At 64.2% G+C, this 23,918-nt stretch carries 17 protein-coding genes; 10 read left to right on the top strand and 7 right to left on the bottom strand.

The annotated features are described in order from the left end of the window. Positions 1–151: 151 nt before the first annotated feature. From AB1451_00860 to AB1451_00830, 7 genes are all read right to left on the bottom strand, one after another. Entirely contained in the window at positions 152–661 is a 510-nt protein-coding gene (locus tag AB1451_00860; GenBank protein ID MEW6681463.1) for a hemerythrin domain-containing protein, read from the bottom strand. 170 nt (positions 662–831) lie between these two features. Beyond that, positions 832–2,523 (bottom strand): alpha-glucan family phosphorylase, encoded by a 1,692-nt coding sequence (gene glgP, locus AB1451_00855; GenBank protein MEW6681462.1) that lies wholly within the window; start codon positions 2,521–2,523, stop codon positions 832–834. Between the two features lie 56 nt (positions 2,524–2,579). After that, a complete protein-coding gene (locus AB1451_00850) occupies positions 2,580–3,593 on the bottom strand; it encodes a sodium:calcium antiporter (GenBank protein ID MEW6681461.1) in 1,014 nt (337 codons plus the stop codon). 24 nt (positions 3,594–3,617) lie between these two features. Continuing rightward, the gene (locus AB1451_00845) at positions 3,618–6,047 is read right to left on the bottom strand and encodes a glycosyl hydrolase family 65 protein (protein ID MEW6681460.1); all 2,430 of its coding nucleotides are present in this window, start codon (positions 6,045–6,047) and stop codon (positions 3,618–3,620) included. Next, positions 6,044–7,636: a trehalose-phosphatase gene (gene otsB / locus AB1451_00840; protein ID MEW6681459.1), complete on the bottom strand. Its 1,593-nt coding sequence runs from the start codon at positions 7,634–7,636 to the stop codon at positions 6,044–6,046. Before otsB ends, AB1451_00845 begins: the two co-directional genes overlap by 4 nt. A gap of 235 nt (positions 7,637–7,871) precedes the next feature. Further along, positions 7,872–8,240, bottom strand: coding sequence for a YtxH domain-containing protein (locus AB1451_00835; GenBank protein ID MEW6681458.1), 369 nt, complete (start codon positions 8,238–8,240; stop codon positions 7,872–7,874). After that, a complete protein-coding gene (locus AB1451_00830) occupies positions 8,240–8,614 on the bottom strand; it encodes a hypothetical protein (protein ID MEW6681457.1) in 375 nt (124 codons plus the stop codon). Before AB1451_00830 ends, AB1451_00835 begins: the two co-directional genes overlap by 1 nt. Before the next feature lie 338 nt (positions 8,615–8,952). Here AB1451_00830 and AB1451_00825 point away from each other — a divergent pair, with 338 nt between their 5' ends. From AB1451_00825 to AB1451_00780, 10 genes are all read left to right on the top strand, one after another. Next, positions 8,953–9,798 (top strand): universal stress protein, encoded by an 846-nt coding sequence (locus tag AB1451_00825; GenBank protein MEW6681456.1) that lies wholly within the window; start codon positions 8,953–8,955, stop codon positions 9,796–9,798. Then, positions 9,795–11,651 carry a malto-oligosyltrehalose trehalohydrolase gene (gene treZ / locus AB1451_00820; GenBank protein ID MEW6681455.1) on the top strand — a complete coding sequence of 619 codons (1,857 nt, stop codon included), beginning with the start codon at positions 9,795–9,797 and terminating at the stop codon, positions 11,649–11,651. The genes AB1451_00825 and treZ overlap by 4 nt, the downstream gene beginning before the upstream one ends. 167 nt (positions 11,652–11,818) lie before the next feature. Then, a complete protein-coding gene (locus tag AB1451_00815; protein ID MEW6681454.1) occupies positions 11,819–13,972 on the top strand; it encodes a cation:proton antiporter in 2,154 nt (717 codons plus the stop codon). Between the two features lie 120 nt (positions 13,973–14,092). Continuing rightward, positions 14,093–15,124: an AI-2E family transporter gene (locus AB1451_00810; GenBank protein ID MEW6681453.1), complete on the top strand. Its 1,032-nt coding sequence runs from the start codon at positions 14,093–14,095 to the stop codon at positions 15,122–15,124. Positions 15,125–15,149: 25 nt separating this feature from the next. Further along, positions 15,150–16,019, top strand: coding sequence for a YihY/virulence factor BrkB family protein (locus AB1451_00805; GenBank protein MEW6681452.1), 870 nt, complete (start codon positions 15,150–15,152; stop codon positions 16,017–16,019). A gap of 31 nt (positions 16,020–16,050) precedes the next feature. Further along, on the top strand, positions 16,051–18,198 hold the full coding sequence (gene glgX, locus AB1451_00800) for a glycogen debranching protein GlgX (GenBank protein ID MEW6681451.1): 2,148 nt from the start codon (positions 16,051–16,053) through the stop codon (positions 18,196–18,198). After that, positions 18,195–20,207, top strand: coding sequence for an alpha-1,4-glucan--maltose-1-phosphate maltosyltransferase (locus tag AB1451_00795; protein ID MEW6681450.1), 2,013 nt, complete (start codon positions 18,195–18,197; stop codon positions 20,205–20,207). Before glgX ends, AB1451_00795 begins: the two co-directional genes overlap by 4 nt. 24 nt (positions 20,208–20,231) lie before the next feature. Further along, positions 20,232–21,869 carry a maltose alpha-D-glucosyltransferase gene (gene treS / locus AB1451_00790; protein MEW6681449.1) on the top strand — a complete coding sequence of 546 codons (1,638 nt, stop codon included), beginning with the start codon at positions 20,232–20,234 and terminating at the stop codon, positions 21,867–21,869. A 39-nt stretch (positions 21,870–21,908) separates the two neighbouring features. Continuing rightward, entirely contained in the window at positions 21,909–23,180 is a 1,272-nt protein-coding gene (locus tag AB1451_00785) for a glycosyl transferase family 2 (protein MEW6681448.1), read from the top strand. A 7-nt stretch (positions 23,181–23,187) separates the two neighbouring features. After that, on the top strand, positions 23,188–23,889 hold the full coding sequence (locus AB1451_00780) for a hypothetical protein (GenBank protein MEW6681447.1): 702 nt from the start codon (positions 23,188–23,190) through the stop codon (positions 23,887–23,889). Positions 23,890–23,918: the final 29 nt, after the last annotated feature.

The following is a 23,918-nucleotide window of genomic DNA, read 5'->3' as shown; positions in this document are numbered from 1 at the left end:
GTCGGCTCCGCGGCACCCACCTAGACAAAAGAGCCGCTGGTCCAGCGTGTTCAGCCCACCGCGGTCCCCTGTCAGGCCCCGCCGCTCCCATTCACGCGAGCCGACCGTGGAGATAGATGCCTTCCAGACGGTCGAGCAGCGCGTGGAGTTCCTAGTGTTTGCCCGCTCCCATCTTCTGAGATTCGACGACTTCGAACGCTTCGGCGAGTTGCTGCTCCTGAGTTGGTCCCAGCCGCATCTCGGCCATCCGGAACAGCACGGAGTTTTCCTTGTCGATGTGGAGCCGCAGCGCGCTCGCGTAGTTCCCCGCGTGCCGGACGATGTCGCTCGCCGCGCCCACTTCCCCCGCTCGATGGCGCTCAACCGCGTCGCGCACTGCGCGTAAGGCCCCCCGCATCTGGTCGTGCTCGTGGAGCATCACCCCGACCGGCCCGCCCTCCCTGGGAATCCCGACCTTCTCCAACGCGGGAAAGAGCACCGCCTCTTCCTTGCCATGGTGGCACTCGTCCGCGAAACCACGGAAGAACGCGACGATCTGTTCGAGGTGCCCCGGCTCCACCGCTTGGCCCGCCTGCAGCCTTCGACACACGATCTCCAACACGACGAGCATCCGCTCGATGGCCGCGTGTTCCTTCTTCAACTGCTCGATCGCTACGCCCATCCCCGCCTCCGCGTTCCGATTTCCTGATCGACACAACCCTTACGCAACCCACGTCGATCTTAGCCGCCTATCGTAGATTGGCTCAACATCAACCTGGGACGCGAAGCGATCATCGGTTGCACCTTACCTGCCCGCGAGCCGTCTTTCGGCAGATCGCGTCGGCGGGCGGCCTACCGGAGATACGCTTCGATCGCGTAGCGCCGCATCATGCGGTGGCTGTTGAAGTATGACGCGTTTTTGCCGATCGCGCCTTTCATCACCGCGATCCACCCGGCCCGCGGCCCGGTCAGCAGCGGCAGCACGACGTCGTTCAGTTTGGCGTACAGCGCCTTGGCGTCTCCTCCGTTGGGCGACTCGGACGAATCCCCGATGGCCCAGCCGGTGACGCCTTCGATGCATCCCTCGATCCACCACCCGTCGAGCACGCTGAGACTCGGCACGCCGTTGAAGGCGGCCTTCATCCCGCTCGTGCCGGACGCTTCCAGGGGCCGCAGCGGCGTGTTCAACCAGACGTCGGACCCCGCGGTCATTGCCGCCGCGGTATCCATGCCGTAGTTGGGGAGATACGCGATGGGAATGCGTCCGGCCAGCTCCCGGGCGTGTCCGTGGAGCCGCTCGATGAGCTGTTTACCGCCCTCGTCCTTCGGGTGGGCCTTGCCCGCGAGCACGATCTGAAACGGCCGCCGGCGCGCGATCTCGCTCAGGCGGTCGAGGTCGGAGAAGAGCAGGTCCGGACGCTTGTACGCCGTCATGCGGCGCGCAAATCCCAACACTGGAAGGTCTGGGTTCAGGGTCACGTCGGTGAGCGTCTTGACCATTGCGATCAGGTCGGACTTCGCACGGCTGTGCGCGTCCCAGATGGCACTGTCGGGGATCTGATCGATCCGGACCAGGATCGCGGGCTCGTGACACCACCCGGGCATGTGTTGGCTATACAGCGATGCGAAGGCCGGATGCGTCCACGTGAATGGGTGCACGCCGTTGGTGATCGCATCGACTTGATACCCGGGAAAGAGCCGCCGCGACACCTCGGCGTGCCGGGAGGCCACACCGTTGACTCGCTCGCTGAGGTTGAGCGCCAGCCGTGTCATGTTCAGGAGGTCCCTCCCCGCGAGCGCCTTTAACGTGGCCGGATCCACCACCTCCCCCATGATCCGCTGGACCAGGTCGTACGGAAACCGGTCCTGCGCAGCTTCCACCGGCGTGTGGGTGGTGAAATGACAGAGCGATCGGACCCGTGGAATGTCGTAGCGCGATTCCCCTGGCCGGACGTCCTCCGGCGGGTACGCATACCGCCGCAGCAACTCCAGGCCCAGCAGCGCCGAGTGTCCCTCGTTCATGTGATGGTGCTGAACCTGAAAGCCCAGCGCCCCCAGCAGCCGCACGCCGCCAATGCCCAACACGATCTCTTGTTTGAGGCGGTACACCTGATCCCCGCCGTAGAGGTAATGGGTCAACTCCCGGTCGTCCGCGCGGTTTTCGTCCAGATCCGTATCTAACAGGATGATGGGCGCGCGCCCATTCATTTGTCCGTCGAGCACAGTAAGCCACCCGCGGACCCACACGTCGCGCTCTTCGATGCGCACCGCCACTTTGGCGCCGAGCGGCCGCGCCGCCTTCGCCGGGTCCCACGTGTCCCGGTGCTCGATCTGCCGTCCCCGCGCGTCGATCTCCTGACGGAAGTAGCCCGCGCGGCTCACCAGACTCACGGCCACGATGGGTAGATCCAGATCCGCGCTCGCGCGCACCGTGTCGCCCGCAAGCACACCAAGGCCCCCGCTGTAGGTGGGGATGTCGTTTTGGATCGCGATCTCCATGGAGAAGTAGGCGATCCGAGGTTCGCGAGTGAACTCGTCAAGCATCTGACCTCTCCGCACTCAGGGGGTGGACCCTCATCACCGCGCGGTCGAACCTCCGTTCACTGAAACAGCAGCCAGAGTCCGAGACAGTAGCCGAGGATAATGAGAAAGCTGTCGGGTTCGATCAACAGATAGCGCTTTTCCACGCGGTAGATGATCCCCATCAACGCGATGTTCATGAGAAGTATGCTCCACAAGGCGGTCAGCGCATGCGCATCGGACACGGCTTGGAACACGGGGCCTTCCAAAAACGCGAGATCCACGAAAAAAAAGGCCGCCATGTTGAAGGCATTGCTTCCGAAGAGATTGCCTACCGCCAGATCAAAGGCCCCCAACCGCACCGCGGCGATGGTTGTGACCAGTTCCGGTAACGACGTGGTGATGCCGACCAAGGATGTGCCGACAAACGTCTCCGTAATGCCGGACTGTTCGGCAATCGCGGTGGCTGATCCGGCCAAGAACGGCGCGGCGACCAGCAGCGCGAGAGCCGACAGGCCGAAACCGACGCCGGCTTTGCGAAGACCTTCACGTTTGCGCGGTTGCTTGGGGGCTTCACCGGCATGCGCCTCCGCAACCTTCTCTTGCTCCCGCTGCCGGCGCTTGAGGCTCTCCTGCCTGAAGACGACTCGCATGCCGAAAATATACAAGACCAACAACACCAGACTCCCCAGGCCGACGCCAGCATGCTTGACGTTGACGCCGTAGAGCACGAAGAATGCGGCCAGGCTGGTCAGAACCATCGCAAGTCCCGCGCTCAGGGCGTGCTCGAAGGCCGCCTGCTGCCAGAGCCGTTTTTGCCGGTGCATCAAGTCGATGATGCCCAAGATGAGCATGTTCGCCATACTACTGCCGAACAGATCCCCGGCCGCGATATCCGGCGCATTCATCAACGCGGCGCTCACGTCGGTCAGAATCTCCGGCAGCGACGTCGCCGATGCCATCAACACCACGCCGATCCATAAGCCGCCCAGTCCCGTGATGTCCGCAATCTGATCCCCGTACCGGGTCAACTTCGTCCCGGCATACACGATGACCGCCGCACTCAGCGCGAAGATCCCGAAGGCTAACAGCATGCCGAGCTGCGTTTCAGCAGCGGCTCACAACGGGAATTCATGTGTTTCACCTCCTTGGATCGTGTGGAGGACTCCCTTGATGCCGATCTGGATCGGGGCCGCCAGCGCGCGGCAGGCGCAGATGGTTACCGCGCGCTGGCCGAACAGAAGGTCAAGACTGTGCCCCCGATAGCGCACTTGCATCCGCAACCCGGCGACCGGCTCGGGCAACCGCGGATTGAGCCACAACGCGTCCGCCCGCACTTCGAGGCCGGTATACCCGCGCTGAATCATGTCCACGGTGCCAGCCATGGCGCCGAGGTGAATGCCCTCCGCGGTGGTTCCGCCTTGGATATCCGCGACGTCGCTGTCCAAGGCCTCGCAGAGGAGCGCCCAGGACCCAGGGCGGTCTGCTCGCAGTAAGACCCACGAGTGCGCCACGCGGCTGAGCGTGGAACCGTGAGAAGTCCGCTTCAGGTAGTAATCGATGTTTTTGGGAATCGTCTCGTATTCAAAGGGGTATCCCAACCGGCCGAACAACTCACGCAATTCCTCGGATGAGAACAGGTAGAAGAGCATGAGGACATCGGCCTGCTTGGAGAGCTTGTAGCGATTGGTGGAGTCGCCCTCCGCCCCCAGGATCCGGTCGAGGCGCTGGATGTCCCCATATTTGTTCCGATAGCCGACCCAGTCGAACTCCTCCAACTCGGCGTACCCCTCAAACTGGCTGATGATGCCGTCGTCGTGAAACACGATACGCATGGTGCGACTGACCCGGTCCCAGTGGGAGCGCTCGTCCGGGCCGAGAGCCAGCGTGTCGCACAGCTCGGCGCGACGGTCCTCGGGCAGCACGTCGAGCACGTCGAGAGCTCGCCATAGGACCCACGCCGCCATCAGGTTGGTGTAGGCGTTGTTGTTCAAGGCCGGGCGCGCACCCGCGAAGCGATTCCCGTCCGGGTACCCATCGTGGTACTCATCCGGGCCCATCACCCCCAGAATCTCGAATCGCTCCAGATCCTCGCGATACGTCGCGATGCTCGCCCAGAATCGGGCGATCTCCAGCATCATCTCCGCGCCGTAAAAGGACAGAAACTCCATGTCCCCGGTGGTTTGATAGTACTGCCAGATGTCGTAGGCGATCGCCGCGTTGACGTGGCGCTGCCGATGGCTGTTGTCGGGAATCCAGCGTTTGGATCGGGGATTGAGGTGGAGCATCGGTGTCTCCTCCCTCCCGTTGCTCCCGCTCTGCCATGGATACATCGCGCCGCGCACCCCCGCCTCGACGGCCGCGGCGCGCGCCTCCTTGAGCCGACGGTAGCGGTACAGGAGCAACGCGCGGGTGATTTCCGGCATCCGGAAATTCAACAAGGGGAAGATGAACAGTTCGTCCCAGAAAATATGACCGCGATAGGCTTCGCCGTGGAGCCCTCGCGCCGGTGCCCCCACGTCCAGATCGATCACGTGCGGTGAGCAGGTCTGCAAGAGGTGAAAGATGTGGAGCCGCAGCACGCCCACCGGACGATGCGCCGGGTGGTCGGCCTCCAGGTCGACGTGGATGCCGAAGCGCGCCCAGAGGTGGGCCCACGCTTCGACGTGCGTGTCCAACAGGTCGGAGAACCTCGGGGCCCGCGCGATCGCGGTCTGCGCCTCGAGTCCGCAATCCGCGATGGCATGGTCGCGGGAGGAGTACAGCGCCACCACTTTCTCGAAGGACACGCTCTCGCCCCGCGCAAGGTCCAACGAGAACTCCTGCGCGACGTACGCAGGCTCGGCGAGCGCGCGCGGCTCCGCCGCCACGGGCTGTCCGTGCCGAAACAGTCGGTTCCGCGCGGCTTCCGCCACCACGAGTTCGGACTGCGTGGTCCGGACCTTAAGGCCCATCACATCGCGCCCCCACAGGTCCGCGGTCACGGGCTGCAGATGGGCGTTGGCCAGATCGCGATACCGCTCGACCCCGGCGTTCACCACGCGACCATCAAGCGCCGACCGAATCACCACCGGTCCGGTCCAATTCTCGGCCGTCAGTGTGACGTGGAGCGCGGCCATGTGGCGGTCTCTGATGTGGACCAGCCGGCTGCCGCTCAAAGTCGACTCACGGCCCTGGTCGTCCCGGAACCGCACCATCCGCATAAGCACGCCGCGTTTCAGGTCCAACTCTTGATGGAAGGCCAGAATCGAGACGATCCGGAGATCAAACCACGGCTGATCGCCGACGCGGATGTTCAGCGCCAGCCAGTTTGGCAGGTTGACCAGGTCTTCGTGTTCGATCTTACGCCCGGCGAGCTCCGACCGGAGCCGATTGTACCCGCCGGCCAGGTAAGTGCCTGGATAGTGCACCTCGTCGGCGACCGCCTCCTCAGCGGCGCCCCGCGTTGCAAAGTACCCGTTGCCGAGGGTGCACAGCGCCTCGCGCAATCGTTGCCGATCCGGCAGGAACTCCTCGTAGATCAGTGACCAGTCGGACCACCGAGTCACCGGCCCCTCCGCTCGATCACCGAGCGCAGCCCCTCCAAGAACCGCCGGACGTCCTCCGGATCATCCAGCGCGTACCGGGCCGTGGTCTCGCGCGGCCCGTCGCGGACCAGGATCCCGATGCCGCACTCCGCCAGCGCCTCGAACGCGTCTTCATCGGTCTCGTCGTCGCCGATGTAGATCGGAACCACGTCGGCAAGATCCAGCTTCAATGCCCGGAGGAGCCACAGGACGGCCCGGCCCTTGTCCCACTTGAGACGCGGCCGCAACTCGAAGATCTTCTTCCCGCCCGTGACGCGAAGCCCGGGATATCCGGCCGCCACGCTGTTGACCACTTCGGCCACGAGCGGCACCTGGCGCCCGTCCACCAGGCGATAGTGCACGGCGATGGCGAACGCCTTGCCTTCGACCGCCGCGCCGTCCACGCCGGCGAGCTGGCTGCGGAGCTGTTCCTCGGCCGCTCGAAGCGCGGGCGCCGCGGCCACGCCCCCTTCATGCTGCATGCGGCAGCCATCCGGACCCGAAATATCGAACCCGTGGCTGCCGGCGTAATAGACGGATTCCAACCTGACAAGTTCGGCAACATTGGCCCGATCGCGTCCGCTGATGACGGCCACCGGACAGCGCGCAGCCAGATCGGCGACCGTGGCCCGCATCGCGTCGGACAGCACGGCCAGATCGGGACGCGCGACGATCGGCGTCAACGTCCCGTCGTAGTCGAGAAATACCGCGATTCGCTTGCCCTCGCTCCGCCGCGCCAGATCAGCCAGGCGGTCCAGCGCGGACGGAATCGTGTCGCTGCCTGCTCGCGTCGTCACCCGCTCCCCCTTAAAGACGATCTGACCCAGATCCGAGACGACCACGTCCGCACCGTGTTGTCTGAGCGCCTCGGCCTGCCCGCCGCGATCAACGCCCACCACCAGTCCGAACCGTCCCTTACGCCCGGCCTGAACGCCCGCCACCGCATCCTCGATCACCACCGCGCGCTCGGGCCCCACACCCAACCGTTTCGCGGCTTCGAGGAACACGGCCGGCGCGGGTTTGCCCTTGATTCCGAGTCGGGCCATCTCCACCCCATCGACTCGAACATCAAAGAGATCGTCGAGCCCGGCGGCCTTCACCACCGCCTCGCAATTGCGGCTGGACGAGACCACCGCGAGTCGACACCCCCGCTCGCACGCGTTGCGCAACATCGCCACCGCGGGCTCATAGACCTCGACGCCCTCGCGCTGGAGACGTTCCTGAAAGTAGAGGTTCTTTCGGTTCCCGAGGCCGTGCACGGTCTCGGCGTCCGGCCCATCGTCCGGCGAGCCGTCGGGAACACTGATGGCGCGCGAGGCCAGAAAACTCCGGACGCCATCGGCGCGAGGCTTCCCATCCACCAGCCGCCGGTAGTCGGCCTCGATGTCGAACGGCACAAACACCTCGGTCCCGGATTCGGCGCGCCGCCGAAGATACTCGTCAAACAGTTGCTTCCACGCCGCCGCGTGCACCGCCGCGGTCTTGGTGACCACTCCGTCGAGATCCACCAGCAGTGCATCGAATCGCCGGAGATCGATCACGGCTTTGGCGGGAATGGTCGCGTCGCTCATGCCGACGGGTCCTTTACCGTCATCACGACGTATCATCCCGAAATGGGAAGTGAGAGTCAAAGGGGGGGCGGTCGAATGACGCCCGGGAGCGGCGGAAAGGGCGACGGACGAGGCGCCCGGCGGCCTCGCGTCGCGGAACAGTTACGCGAGACGGCCCGCCAGCCGCACTTTGGCGTCCTGCTCCGCCACGCGTCCCCGAGCGGAGCACGCCGCACGTTCGGCTCGACCGACGCGCCTACTCGACGTCGGCTCGACCGCGCTCGCGGATTCGACGGAGGAGCGCGCGCTCCTCTTCAAGCGCCCGCTTCGCGATGGCGATGGCCTCCTGAAGATCCCGCTTGCGCTCTTCAGCCATGGCCTTGCCGCTGGCGACCAGTTCGTTCGTCTTTTCCTGAATCTCGTCGACAAGCCGCCCGATCCGGTCGGTCACGTCTTCCTGCAGTTCTCCCATGCGGGATCGGGAGCGATCGTAAAACTTGCGGATCTCCTCCCGCGTTTCTTCGCCGGAGCGTGGCGCGAACAGCAACGCCACCGCAGCGCCGATGGCGCCCCCAAGCAAGAACGCGGTTCCCACACACCCGAAGTCGTTGTGGCGGTCCGACATCACGAATCCCTTTCCTTTCTGCGGCGCGGGTAAAGCAGGTAACGAAGACCGACTCCTACGCCGTGGAGGAGCGCCGCAACATCCTCCAACGGGGTGAACAATCGGTCGCTCAAACGAACCAGGCGATGCGTGACCGCGTCCAAGGCGTCGTCGGTCCGGTGGACCCTCCTCCGCACCACCGACAACGCCTCCGAGAGGTAGTCGGCCGTCCGGCTGACCGCGCGGGTAACCGGACGGATTTCGGCATCCAGCGTTGTGAGCAGCCGCTCGATCTTTTCCGCCGCCGCGTTGACACGCAGCAGAGCGACCACGGCGACCACGGTAATGACCACCAGGCAGAATGCAATCACAACCGCCGCCACTTCAATGATCACAGAATCCCTCGTAGGGGGCGATCACCAATTCACCTCCGACGCACGGCGGGCCGATGACGCGTACCGGGATGTCGAAGAACGCAAAGTCCGTCGGAATATACCGTTATCGAGCGCTGACAACGGAAAACGCTTGAGGTACACTACGCGGCCGCATCCGCGGCCGGTCGACTCACGACAACGGTGAAATGATCTGTGAGCCGCCGCTATCTTACGACAGAAGCGGCCTCACCGGTCAAGAGGTTTCTCGACGCGGGTTGAGCACGCCGATTGTGGCACGGCTTTCCTTTATCTCGCCGACGTGAGAGAATACTTGCCTTTTCTCGTTCGTGCACGCACCGATGAATATTCTCCTTGCCGTCGACGGTTCAGAACACGCCGCGTGGGCGACCGCTCTGTTGTCGGCCCTTCCGCTGGCGAAGGCGCCGACGATCACCGTGCTCCATGTGGTCGAACCCCTGCCCGAGGTCCGCGCCATGTTGACCCCGACGGAGCGGCACGCATACAGCACCGCCTTGCGTGAGCAGGTCGCAGAAAAACGCGAGCGCGGGCACGCGCTCGTGAAACGACCGCTGGAACGTCTTCGCAAACGATGGACACGGGTCCGAGCCGTGGTTGAGGAAGGGCCCGCGGCGGACACGATTCTTGCCACCGCGAAACGGCGGAAGGCGGAGCTCATCGTGGTGGGATCGCGAGGGCTCGGGCACCTCCAGAGATTTGTCATGGGCAGCGTCTCCCATCGGGTGACCACCTACGCCCCCTGTTCGGTCCTCGTCGTCAAAGAGCCGCCGAGACACCTGAAGAACGTGCTCATGGCGCTCGATGGCTCGCCGTACGCCGCGGACGCCGCCGCCTTCGTCGGAGCGATGCTCGCAAGGCGGCAGATTCGCGCCACCGCGGTGTGCGTGTGGGAATTCCCCGATCGCATACCGGTGCCCGCGTCGGCCAAGGCCCTTGTCAGAGAGCGTTGCGCCAGAGTCATGCGCCGCGCCGGCCTCGCGGACCACGTCGAGTTCGCGACTGGCCGTCCTGCGAACGAGATCGCGCGGATCGCCCGACGCAAGCACGCGGGGCTGGTGGTCGTCGGCTCCAGGGGACTGACCGGCCTGAAACGCTTCCTGCTCGGCACCGTTTCCCACGAAGTGATCCTGCAGAGTCCGGCGTCGGTCTTGGTGTTTCGGCGTTGACGGCGTGGACCCTGGATCTAGGGGCGGGTGTTCAGGGCCCGTCGGCGGTTCGTTTCCGGGTGTGGGCGCCTCGGGCAGCCACCATCGGTGTCCGGCTCATCGGCGGCAGCCGTCCGGTCGTTTCCCTGGCTCCCGCCGGTGATGGGTACTTCGAAGGCCTCGTGGCCGACGTGGCGCCCGGGTCCCGGTACTGGTATGTGCTTGACGGCCGCGTGGAGCGGCCCGATCCCGCCTCCCGATTCCAACCCGAGGGCGTGCACGGTCCGTCCGAAGTCGTCGATCCGAAGGCGTTCCAATGGTCGGACGCCCGTTGGCGCGGTCTCCCGCTGGACCGCATGATTATCTATGAGCTGCACGTCGGGACGTTTTCGGCCCAAGGCACGTTCGACGCGATCATCCCTCATTTGGACTACCTTCGGACCGAACTCGGCGTAACCGCAATCGAGCTGATGCCGGTGGCGCAGTTTCCCGGTACGCGGAACTGGGGGTACGACGGCACCTACCCGTTTGCGCCGCAGGCAAGCTACGGCGGCCCCAACGGCCTCAAGCGGCTAATCGACGCGTGCCACGCCAAGGATTTGGCCGTGATCCTCGACGTGGTTTACAATCACCTGGGCCCGGAGGGAAACTACCTCGCGGATTTCGCCCCCTACTTTACCGACCGCTATCGCACCCCTTGGGGTCAGGCCATCAACTACGACGGACCCGACAGCGATCAGGTTCGCCACTACATCGTGAGCAACGCGCTGTATTGGATCACCGAGTACCACGTGGACGCCTTGCGCCTGGACGCAATTCACGGCATCTTCGATTTTGGCGCGCGGCACATCCTGGAGGAACTTGGCGATGCCGTGCACGCGCAAGCCGAAGGACTGGGCCGGATCGTTCCGGTGATCGCGGAGAGCGACCTCAACGACGTCCGTGTCATCGCGCCCCGAGCCGAAGGCGGTTACGGTCTGGACGGGCAATGGAACGACGATTTTCATCATGCATTGCACACCGTCCTGACCGGCGAACGGAGGGGCTACTACCAGGACTTCGGCCGGATCGAACAGCTTGCGTCCGCAATCCGAGAAGGGTTCGTGTATTCGGGTCAGCGGTCGGTCTTCAGACGCCGTCGCCACGGAAGTTCCTCGCGCAATCGGCCGCCCTTCCAACTAGTGGTCTCCGCGCAAAACCACGACCAGGTCGGAAACCGCGCCCAGGGTGATCGCCTCGGCACGTTGATCCCCCACGAGGCGCTGAGGGTCGCGGCGGCCGCGCTCTTGTTGGGGCCGAACGTTCCGCTGCTGTTCATGGGCGAGGAGTACGCCGAGACCGCCCCGTTTCAGTACTTTGTGAGCCACGGCGATCCCGCCCTCGTCGAAGCGGTCCGACGCGGTCGAGCGGAGGAGTTCGCCTCGTTCGGGTGGGCCGGCGAGATCCCGGACCCGCAAAGCCCCGGCACGTTCGAGCGCTCCCGACTCACACGCGACCGTCCGCGCACTCGCCAGCAGGAGGCCCTGCTCTGCTGGTATCGCGCGCTAATCGCCCTTCGCGTCTCCATCCCGGCGCTCGGCGCCGGGCAGACGGCGAGGCACACGGTCTGGACGCGGGAATCGGACCGTCTGCTGATCGTTCACCGGCGAGGCCCAGACGGATCAGCGGCCCTCGTGATTCTGGGGTTCTCTCCCACGCCCACCACGCTGACGCTCCACGAACCGGTTGGTGCCTGGCGCCGACACCTGGACGCCGGAGATGCCATGTTCGGCGGCAAAGGGACGTCCCCCTCGTTGTCCACGGTGCGTATCACCTCCGACGGGGTGTCGGCCGAAGTGAGCGGCTATCCAGCCTTCGTGTTCCTCCCGGCGTAGGGCCATCGTTCCGGCGACCCGCCGGGCGCTTCGCGGTGCCGTGTTGACGGCCGCGGTCCTGCCCGTGTTAGACTCCGCCGCGAAGGATCCGCCCACACCGGCGCCCCTGTTTCTCAGCGTCATGGCTCCACGGACGGCGTCGATCACCGAACCCAACGCGAAAGGACGTGGCTGAGTTGGGTGTCCCTGCGGTCTTGGGTCTCGTCGGCATGATCATTCTCGTCGGGCTCGCCGGCGAGTGGATCTTCAAGAAGACCGGCGTGCCCAACGCCATCATCCTCATCGGGTTGGGCGTTTTGCTCGGGCCGGTATTGGGCGTGGTCAGCTCCGAGTCGATGACCGCCGCGGCGCCGTTCTTCGGGACCCTGGCCCTGTTGATCATCCTGTTCGACGGCGGGCTGAATCTCAAGATCCTGAAGGTGGTTCGAGAAGCGCCGTTCGCGTTGCTCTACACCACGCTCGTGTTCTGCGCCAGCGCCGCGGCCGTCGCCGTCGTCTACCAGAGCGTGTTCGGGGGCGACTGGACGGTCGCTTTCCTCCTCGGGGTCATCCTCGGCGGAACCACCGGCGCGGTGGTGATTCCGGTGGTGACGCAGATGAAATCGATTTCGGACGAAACGCGCATCTTGTTGAGTCTGGAATCGGCCTTTACCGACGTGTTCGTGGTCGTCGCCGCGCTCATCTTCGTCAACTTGCTGGTCAGTCCCACGTCCCTGGAGACCGCGATAGTCCCCTTGATCCTCCACGCGTTCGTGGACGCGTTGCTGCTCGCCCTTGTCGCCGGGATGTTGTGGGCACGATTCATGGGCATGCTCCAGGGCCAGCCGCTGTCGTACATGCTCACGTTGGCCGCCGTGTTACTCCTGTACTCCGCCGCCGAGGCGTTGGGAGCGAACGGCGCGATCACGATCCTGTTCTTCGGCCTGGTGCTCGGCAACATGGAGGAAGTCGTCGCCCGAGCGCACGCGCACGTCCGACGGATTATCGGCTGGAATCTGGAGGTCGCGAATTTCGCGATCGACGTCTTTCTCCGGAGACTGAACGAAGAGCTTTCGTTCCTGGTCCGGACGTTCTTCTACGTCCTGCTCGGCCTGATTTTCAACCTCGCCAGCCTGACCCCGTTGGTCGCCGCCGGAAGCCTTCTCTTGTTCCTGGCGGTGCTGGGCTGTCGGTGGGGGCTCACCGCCGGTATGAGTCTGCTCAAACGAAGCTGGAGCCCACGCGATCGCCGAACCATCGTGGCCATGCTGCCGCGCGGGTTGTCCGCAGCGGTCATGGCGTTTGTCCCCGCCGCGCAGGGGGTCCCCAACACCGAGGCCTTTCCGCTCTACGCCCTCTTGATGATCGGGTTCTCGATCCTCCATATGACGGTTTCGCTGTATCTGCAGCAGCGCCGTGACACGGCGCGGGCCGAGGCACCGGCCCCTCCGTCGTTCGAGGACGCCGCGCAGTCGCCCGCCCCCCCGCAAGCCCCGCGCTGGGCGGTGTTCACGGAATTGGACGGCGCCCTGCTCGATCCCACGACGTTTCGCTTCGATGAATCCAGGCCGGCTCTGGACCGCCTGCAGAAGGAAGGCGTGCCCCTGGTGATTTGTTCCGGGAAAACGCGTGCCGAAATCGAGTACCTCCGGCGCGAAATCGGCAACCGAGATCCGTTCATCGTCGAAAGCGGGGGCGCGGTCTACATCCCGGAAGGCTATTTCCCGGCGCTGCCCGCTCCGCCGGCGAAACGGAACGGCTACGACGTCCTCGAATATGGCGTTCCCTATACGCGCCTGCGCGAGGCGCTCCGAACCATCGAGAGCGCGGTCGATCTGAAGCTGACCGGGTTCGGCGATATGACGATCGAGGAGATCGTGCGTCACACCGGACTCGAACAGCCCGGCGCCGAGCGGGCGCGGCAGCGCGAGTACGACGAGCCGTTCGTGTTAAACGGGGGCGTCCCGGTGACTCCCGAGACCCTGGGGCAGATCCGCGACGCCGCCGCGGAACTCGGGCTGACCGTCGTTGCCGGAGTGCGGTTTCTCCATTTGACCGGCGGGACTGACAAGGGACGCGCCTGCCGGGCCCTGATTGAGCTGTTCCGGAAACAGTGCGGTTCCGGCTTCCGGACGGCCGCGTTCGGCAGCACCTCGACGGACATCGCCATGCTGAAAGCCGTGGACCGACCGTTTCTGGTGGCTCGATCCGACGGCCCGCCGGGCAAAGGCCTCTTGCGGCTCGAACGGTTGACCCACCTGCCGGGCGCGGGACCCTCCGGGTGGGCGGAAGGCATCAACCGATTGCTGAATGAGGCGTCCCCAACGTCCGCAACGCCGTAACCACACCGCGCAGGAGGCGCCGCGAATCAATACGGCACGCTGATGGACTCACCGCCTTCTCGAATTGCAGACGCATCGGTAAGCCCGCGCTCGGTCCCGCCGTCGCAACTGGCTCGCTGGTTGACGCTGGCCGTCACCCTGGGAGCAGCCTATTTGCTTTTCGTGACCTTCAGCCCGTTTTTCTCGGCGTTGGCATGGGCCGCCCTCGTGGCGTATAGTCTCCATCCTGCCTACCGTGCCGTTCTTCGGTTCGTTCGCGGGCACGAAAACCTCGCCGCCTTGCTCATGTGTGGTGCCGTCACGATCGGCCTAATCCTGCCGCTGTTGTACCTGCTGATTCTAATCGGCGAGGAACTCGCCCGGACGTACCGGACCATCGTCACGGCCGTCAGGGAACAGGGTGGGGTTCTCCAGACCTGGCAGAACCACCCGCTGGCGACCGCTGTCCTTGCAAAGATTCAAACCTACGAACAGCTGACCGGCGTCAATCTCCGGTCCGTAGTCGCCGACAATCTGGCGGAGTTCGGCGGCTTCGTGGTCCAGAGACTCACACGGGTGGCGACGAATGTTCTGGTGGGGCTCCTGCAGTTCCTGTTCGTGCTCCTGGCCATGTTCTACTTCTTCCGCGACGGTCAGCGGTTGGTCGATTGGCTTCACGCCACGCTGCCGTTTCCACCCGAGCAGCAGCGGATCGTGGTCGAGCGGTTTCAACAGGTCGTGCACGGCTCGGTCTTCGGCAACACCCTGATCGCGGTCCTGGAGGGTCTTGCCGGCGGGCTCGCGTTCTGGGCCGTCGGGCTCCCGGCGCCGGTGCTCTGGGGCGTGGTCATGGGAGTCTTGGCGTTTCTCCCGCTTCTGGGTGCCTCGTTCGTGTGGGCGCCCGCAGCCGTGTACCTCGCCCTCCAGGAAGCGTACGGAGGGGTGGCCGTCCTGGTCGCGGCAGGCATCGGCATCGCCTTTCTCGATTACGTCACCCGCACGATCTTGATCGGCGAGCGCTCGCAGTTGCACACCCTGGTGGTGTTCTTCAGCGTGCTCGGAGGCCTGCAGGTCTTCGGGCTGATCGGGATCATCGTGGGACCGCTGGTCGCCGCGCTGAGCATCGTGATCCTAGAACGGGATCGCGCCGCCGGCCTCCCCTCGTCGCCATGAGCCCGTCCGACCGGATACGGACGCCGTGAACCTCCCGGTCGTGTCCGAGGTGTGGCTCGTGTTGCGGGAGGCGGTCCGCCGATTTCTCAGCGTCAACGGCCTCTTTCTCGCCTCCGCGCTCGCGTTCAGTCTCCTGCTGTACTCGGTCCCGCTGGTCCTGCTCGTCGTGGCCGCGCTCGGACAGACCGTGGTGGAGTCGGATCGCGCCTTGGCCGAGATCCAGGCGATCCTCCGACAGATCCTCCCGGACATCGAACAGACAGCCGTCGAGGGCCTCGCCACCGCGGCGGCGCACCGGCGCGCACTCGGTCTCTACGGACTGGTGCTGTTCGCGCTGTTCAGCACCACGACCTTCGGCACCGCCCGCTTCGCGTTGAACGTGCTGTTCGGCGTCGAACGACGCCGGGGCTTCTTCAGGGGCATGGGGGTGGACGCGCTGATGATCGTCCTGTTGGCGGCCCTGTTCGCGGCGACTATCGCCCTCAACTCCGCGCTCGGAGCCGCCCGCGCAGCCGGCGACTCCGTCCCGTTCGTGGGACCGATCCTCCGCTCCGACTGGTTCATCGCAAGCGAACTTCTCGGCACGCTGTTCATCCTGGCGCTCTGCTATCTGGTGTACCGCGTCTGCCCGGCGCGATCGCTTCGGCCCCGCGGCCTCGTCGTCGCCGCGCTCACGACCACGGTCTTACTGGAGATCTTCCGCTGGGCGTTCGGCTGGTACGCCGCCTCCGTACGCCACATGACGGTCCTCTACGGCGCGATCGGAGGTCTCGTCTTGTTTATCCTGTGGCTGTATTACAGTGCCGCAGTCTTCTTCTTCGGCGCCGCGGTCGGCTGGGCGGTCGACCGCCGCCCCCCCGTCCGGGCGTCGTCGCTGAACGACCAATTCCGTTGACATCTCCGCGGTTGGCATTTATAAGAAGCGCATGCGGATGATGCCGGGCTCTCCCTATCCCCTCGGCACGACCTGGGACGGGAAGGGGGTGAACTTTGCGCTCTTCTCCGAGAACGCCACCAGGGTGGACCTGTGCCTGTTCGACTCGGCGGACTCGGAGAAAGAAATCCATCGCATCCGGATCACGGAGCAAACCAACCGCATCTGGCACGTCTACCTCCCGGACGCGCGTCCGGGATTGCTGTACGGGTATCGGGTTCACGGTCCGTACGATCCCGCCGCGGGCCATCGCTTTAACCCGGCCAAGGTGCTGGTCGACCCGTACGCGAAGGCCATCGCCCGGAAGGCCCGTTGGGACGACTCGCTCTTCGCATACCGGGTCGGCAATCCCGACGAAGATCTGGTTCCGGACGATCGCGACAGCGCGGCGTTCGCCCCCCTGGCTCGGGTCGTTGATCCCGCATTCACCTGGGGCGACGACCGGCACCCGAAGACCCCCTGGCACGAGACCGTCATTTACGAGACGCACGTCAAAGGAATGACCGCGCGGCATCCCGACATCGCCGAACCGTTTCGGGGCACCTACGCGGGACTCGCCTCCGAACCGGTGATCCGCTACCTCAAGGAACTGGGCATCACCGCCGTCGAGCTGCTGCCCGTGCACCACCACGTGGACGACCGCCGCCTGGTCGAACGTGGACTGGTCAACTACTGGGGCTACAACACCCTCTCGTATTTCGCGCCGGACCTCCGCTATCACTCGGGCATGATGGCTCCGGTGTCGGAATTCAAGACCATGGTCCGCACCCTCCACCAGGCCGGCATCGAGGTGATCCTCGATGTGGTCTATAACCACACCGCGGAGGGCAACCACCTGGGACCGACGCTGTCGCTTCGCGGCATCGACAACGCGGCCTACTACAGGCTGTCGCCTACCGACCCCCGTTACTACGTCGACTACACCGGATGCGGAAACACGCTCAACATGCAGCATCCCCAGGTCCTGCAACTGATCATGGACAGCCTCCGGTACTGGATCACCGACATGCACGTGGACGGCTTCCGGTTCGACTTGGCGAGCACGCTGGCTCGCGAGCTACGCGACGTGGACCGGCTCGGCGCGTTCTTCGACATCATCCACCAGGACCCCATCATCTCCCAGGTCAAGTTGATCGCCGAGCCCTGGGACCTTGGCGAGGGGGGCTATCAAGTCGGGAATTTCCCGGTGTTGTGGACCGAGTGGAACGGGAAATACCGCGACACGGTCCGGCGGTTTTGGAAGGGCGAGGGCAGGCAGGTCGCCGAACTCGCCAGCCGCCTGGCCGGCAGCAGCGATCTGTACGAGCAAACGGGCCGCAGACCGCACGCCAGCATCAACTTCGTCACGTGTCACGACGGCTTCACGTTGCAGGATCTCGTGAGCTACAACGAAAAGCACAACGAGGCGAACGACGAAGAGAACCGCGACGGGTGCAACCACAACGACAGTTGGAACTGCGGGGTCGAAGGACCGACCGACGACCCGAAGGTCAACCGGCTGAGAGAGCGCCAGCGCAAGAACTTCATGGCCACGCTGATGGTGTCTCAGGGCGTCCCGATGATCTGCGGGGGCGACGAGTTCGGGCGAACCCAACGAGGCAACAACAACGCCTACTGCCAAGACAACGACCTGAACTGGTTCGACTGGGAGTTCACCAAGGATCAGCGACAGTTCTTGGAGTTCACCCGCCGCCTCATTGCGTTTCGCAGGCGACATCCCGTGCTGCGGCGGCGCACGTTCTTTCAGGGCAGGCGGATTCGCGGCTCGGAGATCAAGGACATCGCGTGGTTCTCCTCGTCCGGCCGGGAAATGACCGATGAGGAGTGGATGGCGGATCACGTGCGCTCGATGGGCATGCGCCTCTCGGGTGACGCCATTGAAGAAACCGACGAAAGCGGCAGACCGATCGCGGACGATACGCTGTTGATCCTGCTGAACGCCCACCACGAGGCCGTGCCGTTTGTACTGCCCGCGCATCGGGCGGGAACTCGGTGGATCGCGGTCATGGATACGGCTCGCGACCGCGAACGGCCTCGTAACCATCTCGAACGCGGGGGACGCGCGTACGACCTGCAGGCGCGCTCCCTCGCCGTGTTCCGCCTTGCCGCCCAAGGAGAACGCAGGGACGAGCCCATATGAGGCGTGCCCCTTCGGTCCCTGCTCCCCGGTTCGCGCCGCACGCCACCCAACGGGTGGTCATCGAGGATGTCACGCCGGAGATCAACGGCGGGCGCTATCCCATCAAACGGACGGTCGGCGAATCCGTGGCGGTGTCCGCTCGGATTTTTGCCGACGGCCACGACGTCCTCGCAGCCAGGCTCCGTTACCGGAAGAAGGGGGCACGCCAGTGGACCGATGTGCCGATGTCGCCCCAAGGCAATGACTGGTGGCAGGCCTCGTTCGTGGTCACGGCCAATGCCCGGTTCGAGTACACGGTCGAGGGGTGGATCGATCGCTTTGCCTCGTGGCAAGCCGACCTGGCCAAGCGGGTTCAGGTCGGACAAGAGGTGTCGAGCGAACTCTTGGAGGGTGCCGCGCTGGTGACGGCCGCATCGCGCACGGCCGGACCCGACCGGCGCTGGCTGTCCGAGCGCGCATCACTGCTGGCGAGCAACCGGCCGGTCTCGCAACGCACGGAGGCCGCGCTGGATCCCGCCCTGCAGGCGGCGATGTCCCGCTGTGCCGACCGCGAGCCGGTGACGGTGTACGATCGCGTGCTGGAGGTGACGGTCGACCGCGAGCGGGCGCGTTTCGGCGCGTGGTACGAAATGTTCCCCCGCTCCGCGGGAACCGATCCGACCCGTAGCGCCACCTTCCGGGAGGCGGCCGCGAGGCTCGACGACATCGCGGCGATGGGTTTCGATGTGGTGTACCTGCCGCCCATTCATCCGATCGGGCAAAGTTATCGCAAGGGTCCGAACAATTCGCTCACGGCAGGACCCCGTGATCCCGGCTCTCCTTGGGCGATCGGAAACGAACTCGGCGGCCACGACGCCGTCGAACCGAGTCTCGGGACGCTCGCCGACTTTCGGGGATTTCTTGAGGCGGCCAAGACCCGCGGACTGGAGGTGGCGCTGGACATCGCGTTTCAGTGCTCGCCGGACCACCCCTATGTGAAGGAGCATCCCGAGTGGTTCCGGCATCGTCCTGACGGGTCGATCAAATACGCGGAAAACCCGCCCAAGAAATACCAGGATATCTATCCGCTGAATTTCGATACTCCGGATTGGAAAAACCTGTGGCAAGAGCTCCGTCGCGTGATTTTGTTCTGGACCGAGCAGGGCGTCCGCATGTTCCGCGTCGACAACCCGCACACCAAACCGATCCACTTCTGGGAGTGGTTGATCGACTCCGTCCAATCGAAGTATCCTGACGTGGTGTTTCTCTCGGAGGCATTCACGCGTCCGGCGGTGATGTACGCGCTGGCCAAGGTCGGCTTCACACAATCCTATTCATACTTTACCTGGCGAAACACCAAGTCCGAACTGACCCAGTATTTCACGGAACTCACGCAGACCGAGGTTCGCGAGTACTATCGCCCGAACTTGTTCGCCAACACGCCCGACATTCTCCACGAGTACCTCCAAACCGGCGGTCGTGCCGCGTTCCAGGTCCGTCTCGTCCTGGCCGCCACTCTGGGCGCGAGCTACGGGATCTACAGCGGGTTCGAGCTCTGCGACGGCAACGCCGTTCCCGGGACCGAAGAGTACCACGACTCGGAGAAGTACCAGATCCGCGTGCGCGACTGGAATCAACCCGGCAACATCAAGGACCTGGTCGCGACGATCAACGCGATCCGCCGCCAAAACCCCGCGCTGCACAGCGACCGTTCGCTGCGTTTTTTCGCGTGCACGAACGACCGGATCATCTCCTACGCCAAGTCCACCGACGACCTGTCGAACGTCATCGTGGTGGTCGTAAATCTCGACGCCCACCACGCGCAGGAAGGGCACGTTCATGTGCCGATCGAGACCTTGAGCATTGCGCCATCGGATCCGTACGAGGTCCATGACCTCCTGAGCAACACCGGGTACCTGTGGCAGGGAGAGTCCAACTACGTGCGACTGGACCCTGCGGTGTGTCCCGCGCATGTCTTCCGCCTCCGCCGACGATTGCGCACCGAGCGCGACGTCGACGCGTTTGCCTAGGCGCGTGAGAGAGGCGCTCGACCGGTGACGGCTCGTTCGTATCCTTGGTACAAGAAGGCTGTGTTCTACGAGCTGCACGTCAAAGCCTACTGCGACAGCAACGCGGACGGCATCGGCGACTTTCGGGGGCTGCTCGGGAAATTGGACTACCTGCAGGACCTCGGGATCGACTGCATCTGGCTGCTCCCGATGTACCCCTCGCCGTTCCGGGACGACGGGTACGATATCTCCGATTACTACAACGTCCATTCCAGTTACGGCACGCTCGACGATTTCCGGGCCTTCCTCGACGCCGCCCACGCCCGCGGGCTTCGGGTCATCACCGAGCTGGTGCTGAACCACACGTCGGACCAGCACCCCTGGTTTCAAGAGGCCCGCAGCTCGCGGGACCACCCGCGACGCGACTGGTACGTGTGGAGCGATTCCGACGACCGCTATCGGAACGTGCGCATCATCTTTGTGGACACCGAGCGATCGAACTGGACCTGGGACCCGATCTCGAAGTCGTACTACTGGCATCGGTTCTTCAACCATCAACCGGATCTGAACTTCGACAACCCGGCGGTGCGCGAGGAGATCTGGAACGTCATGAAGTTCTGGCTCGACATGGGGGTCGACGGCTTCCGGGTCGACGCGGTGCCCTACCTGATCGAGCGGGAGGGCACGTCCTGCGAGAACCTCCAGGAGACCCACGAGGTGATCCGGTTCCTGCGACGCCGCCTCGACGAGCAGTACAAGGACAAAATGCTGCTCGCCGAGGCGAACCAGTGGCCGTCCGACGTCCGCGCGTATTTTGGAGAGGGGGACGAATTCCACATGGCCTTCCACTTCCCGCTCATGCCGCGCGTGTTCATGGCTGTCGAGCTCGAAGATCGCAAGCCGCTGGTTGAGATCATGGAGAAAACTCCCGCGATCCCGGAAACGTGCCAGTGGGGCACGTTCCTGCGCAATCACGATGAGCTGACGTTGGAGATGGTCTCGGAGGATGAACGGGACTACATGTACGAGGTCTACGCCAATGACCCCAGAACCAAAATCAACCTCGGGATCAGGCGAAGGCTGGGCCCGCTGTTGCAAAACGACCGGAGGCGAATCGAGCTCCTGAACAGTCTGCTCCTCTCGCTCCCAGGCTGCCCGATCATCTACTATGGAGACGAGATCGGGATGGGAGACAACATTTTCTTGGGAGACCGAAACGGAGTTCGCACCCCAATGCAATGGACCGGCGGATGGAACGCGGGGTTTTCCACTGCGGACCCTGAGCAGCTCTTTCTGCCGGTCATTTCGAATCCCGTGTACGGGTATCAGGCCGTGAACGTCGAATCCCAGCGGCGGTCCGATCATTCGTTACTCTCCTGGATGAAGAAACTGCTCCGCCTCTGGAAGTCCTCCGCGGTGTTCAGTTGCGGAACCATTCGGTTCGTCAACCCCAAAAACCACCGGATCATTGCCTACCTGCGCCAGATGGACGGCGAGACCGTGCTCGTGGTCAACAACTTGTCGCGGACGGCCCAGGCCGTTGAGCTCGATCTGCGCGAGTTCAAGGGTGCGATCCCGATCGAAATGTTCGGAGGCAATCCGTTTCCTCGCATCGGGGATCTCCCGTATCTTCTGACGCTGGGACCGTTTCACTTCTTCTGGTTCTCCTTGCGGCGGCTGTAACCCGCAGCGATGCGATCCGTTTGAAGACGGAGACAGACGTTGGCGGACGAAACCGTACTATCGGACGACTTGCTGAGCCAACTGATTGCGGTTGGCGAAGTCGACATCCTGGTCGGCGTGCCCACGTTCAACAACGTCAAGACCGCGGGGCAGGTGGTTCGCGCCGTGCAGGTCGGGTTCCTGAAGTACTTTCCGCGCGCGCGGACCGTGCTGATCAATCCGGACGGCGGCTCGACCGACGGGACGCTCGACGTGGTCCGCGACGCCACCATCAGCGATTTTCGGACGCTGATGACGTCCCAGCCGTTGCGAACGCTCCACCGGATCACCACGCCGTCCAGCGGCGGTCCGGGGCGTGAGCACGCGCTGCGCACCATTTTCGCGGCCGCGGATCTCCTCCGGGCCAAGGCGTGCGCGGTGGTGAGCGCGGAACTCCAGAGCGTGACGCCGGAGTGGATCGAGGGATTGATTCGTCCGGTCTACAAGGAGCAGTTCGATTTCGTCGCGCCGATTTACCATCGCCACAAGTTTGACGGGCTCTTGATCACCAACGTGATGTATCCCGTGGTTCGGGCGGTGTACGGAGCTCGGGTCAAAGAACCGTTGGGAAAAGAGTTCGGCGTGTCCGCGCGCCTCGCCAAGGCCTTTCTCGGAACGAGTCTCCAGGCCGGGCAGCCGTTTCGCCCCGGCGTCGATCTCCGACTGACCACGTCGGCGATCAGAGATGGCTACCTCCTCTGCCAGGCGTTCCTTGGGCCCAAGCTTCACGCGCCTAACTACGAGGAACCGGACCTGACGACCGTGTTGCAACGGGTGGTCGGCGCTCTGTTCGAGTGTATGGAGACCGATCAGTCCTTCTGGCTTTCCCGAAGCGGATCTGAACCCACACCGATCTTCGGATTCGAATACGAATTGAGCCTGGAACCTGTCCGGATCAATCGCGAGCGCATGCTGCAGGTCTTTCGAACCGGGGTCCGCGAGTTCGCATCGATCCTCGGTCCGATTCTTTCCCCCGAAACTCTTCAGGCGATCCAACGTCTCGCCGAGGTCGGTGATGCGGAGATGAGATATCCCGATGATCTCTGGGTCAAGACGGTCTACGAGTTCGCCGCGTCCTACCATCACGCGGTGATCCATCGCGATCACCTGCTGCAGGCCCTCGTTCCGCTGTACTTGGGGCGAACGAGTTGCTTTGTGGCGGAGCATCTCGAAACCGACTCGCTCGACTTCAAACAGCGGGTCGAGGCGCTCTGCCTGGAATACGAACGGTTCAAGCCGTATCTCGTCGAGCGCTGGACTCCAACCAAGTGAGGCACCCATGACCGAGACCCTCCTGCATGGCGTCGCGCAGACGCTGGACACCGCGATGAAGATGGCGCTGGATCTTTTTCCCAAGATCCTCGGGATGTTGATCATCATCGCCGTCGGCTGGGTGATCGCGATCGTCGTCAAGATTCTTGTCCGTCACTTCCTCAAATTGGTGAAGTTCGACGTGCTCTGCGACAACGTCGGGGCGACCCAGATGTTCACCAAAGCGGATCTGCCCCCGCCGACCGAACTCCTGAGCAGCCTGGTGTTCTGGGTCACTTTGGCGGGATTCCTGATGTTGGGGATCAGCACGCTCGGGATCATCGTGCTTCAGGAACAAATCTCCCGGTTCTTTTTGTACGTCCCCCAAATTTTTATTGCGCTGATCATCCTCTTTATCGGCATCCTCTTCGCCAACTTCGCGGCGCGGGCCGTGCTGTTGGGAATGGTCAACGCCAACGTGCCGTCGGCCCGGTTGCTGAGCAACACGGTCCGTGTGTTCCTCGTGATTCTGACGGTCGCGATGGCCCTCGAACAGGTTGCGCTGGCCAAGACCGTCGTCTTGATTGCGTTTTCCATCGCCTTCGGGGCCGTGATGCTCGGTCTGGCCATTGCATTCGGCATCGGCGGGCGCGACGTGGCCAGGCGTTTTCTCGAGCGGCAATTTGCCGAGGACAGCAAGCCCGAGAAAGACGAGATCTCGCACCTGTAGCCCCGGGCGCCGCAAACGCCTCGTAACTC

The organism is Nitrospirota bacterium (genome assembly GCA_040757335.1).
In the GTDB taxonomy this organism is placed as follows: Bacteria; Nitrospirota; Nitrospiria; order 2-01-FULL-66-17; family 2-01-FULL-66-17; genus JBFLXB01.
Note: the sequence above shows the minus strand (reverse complement) of the source record. Positions and strands in the feature narration are given on the sequence as shown.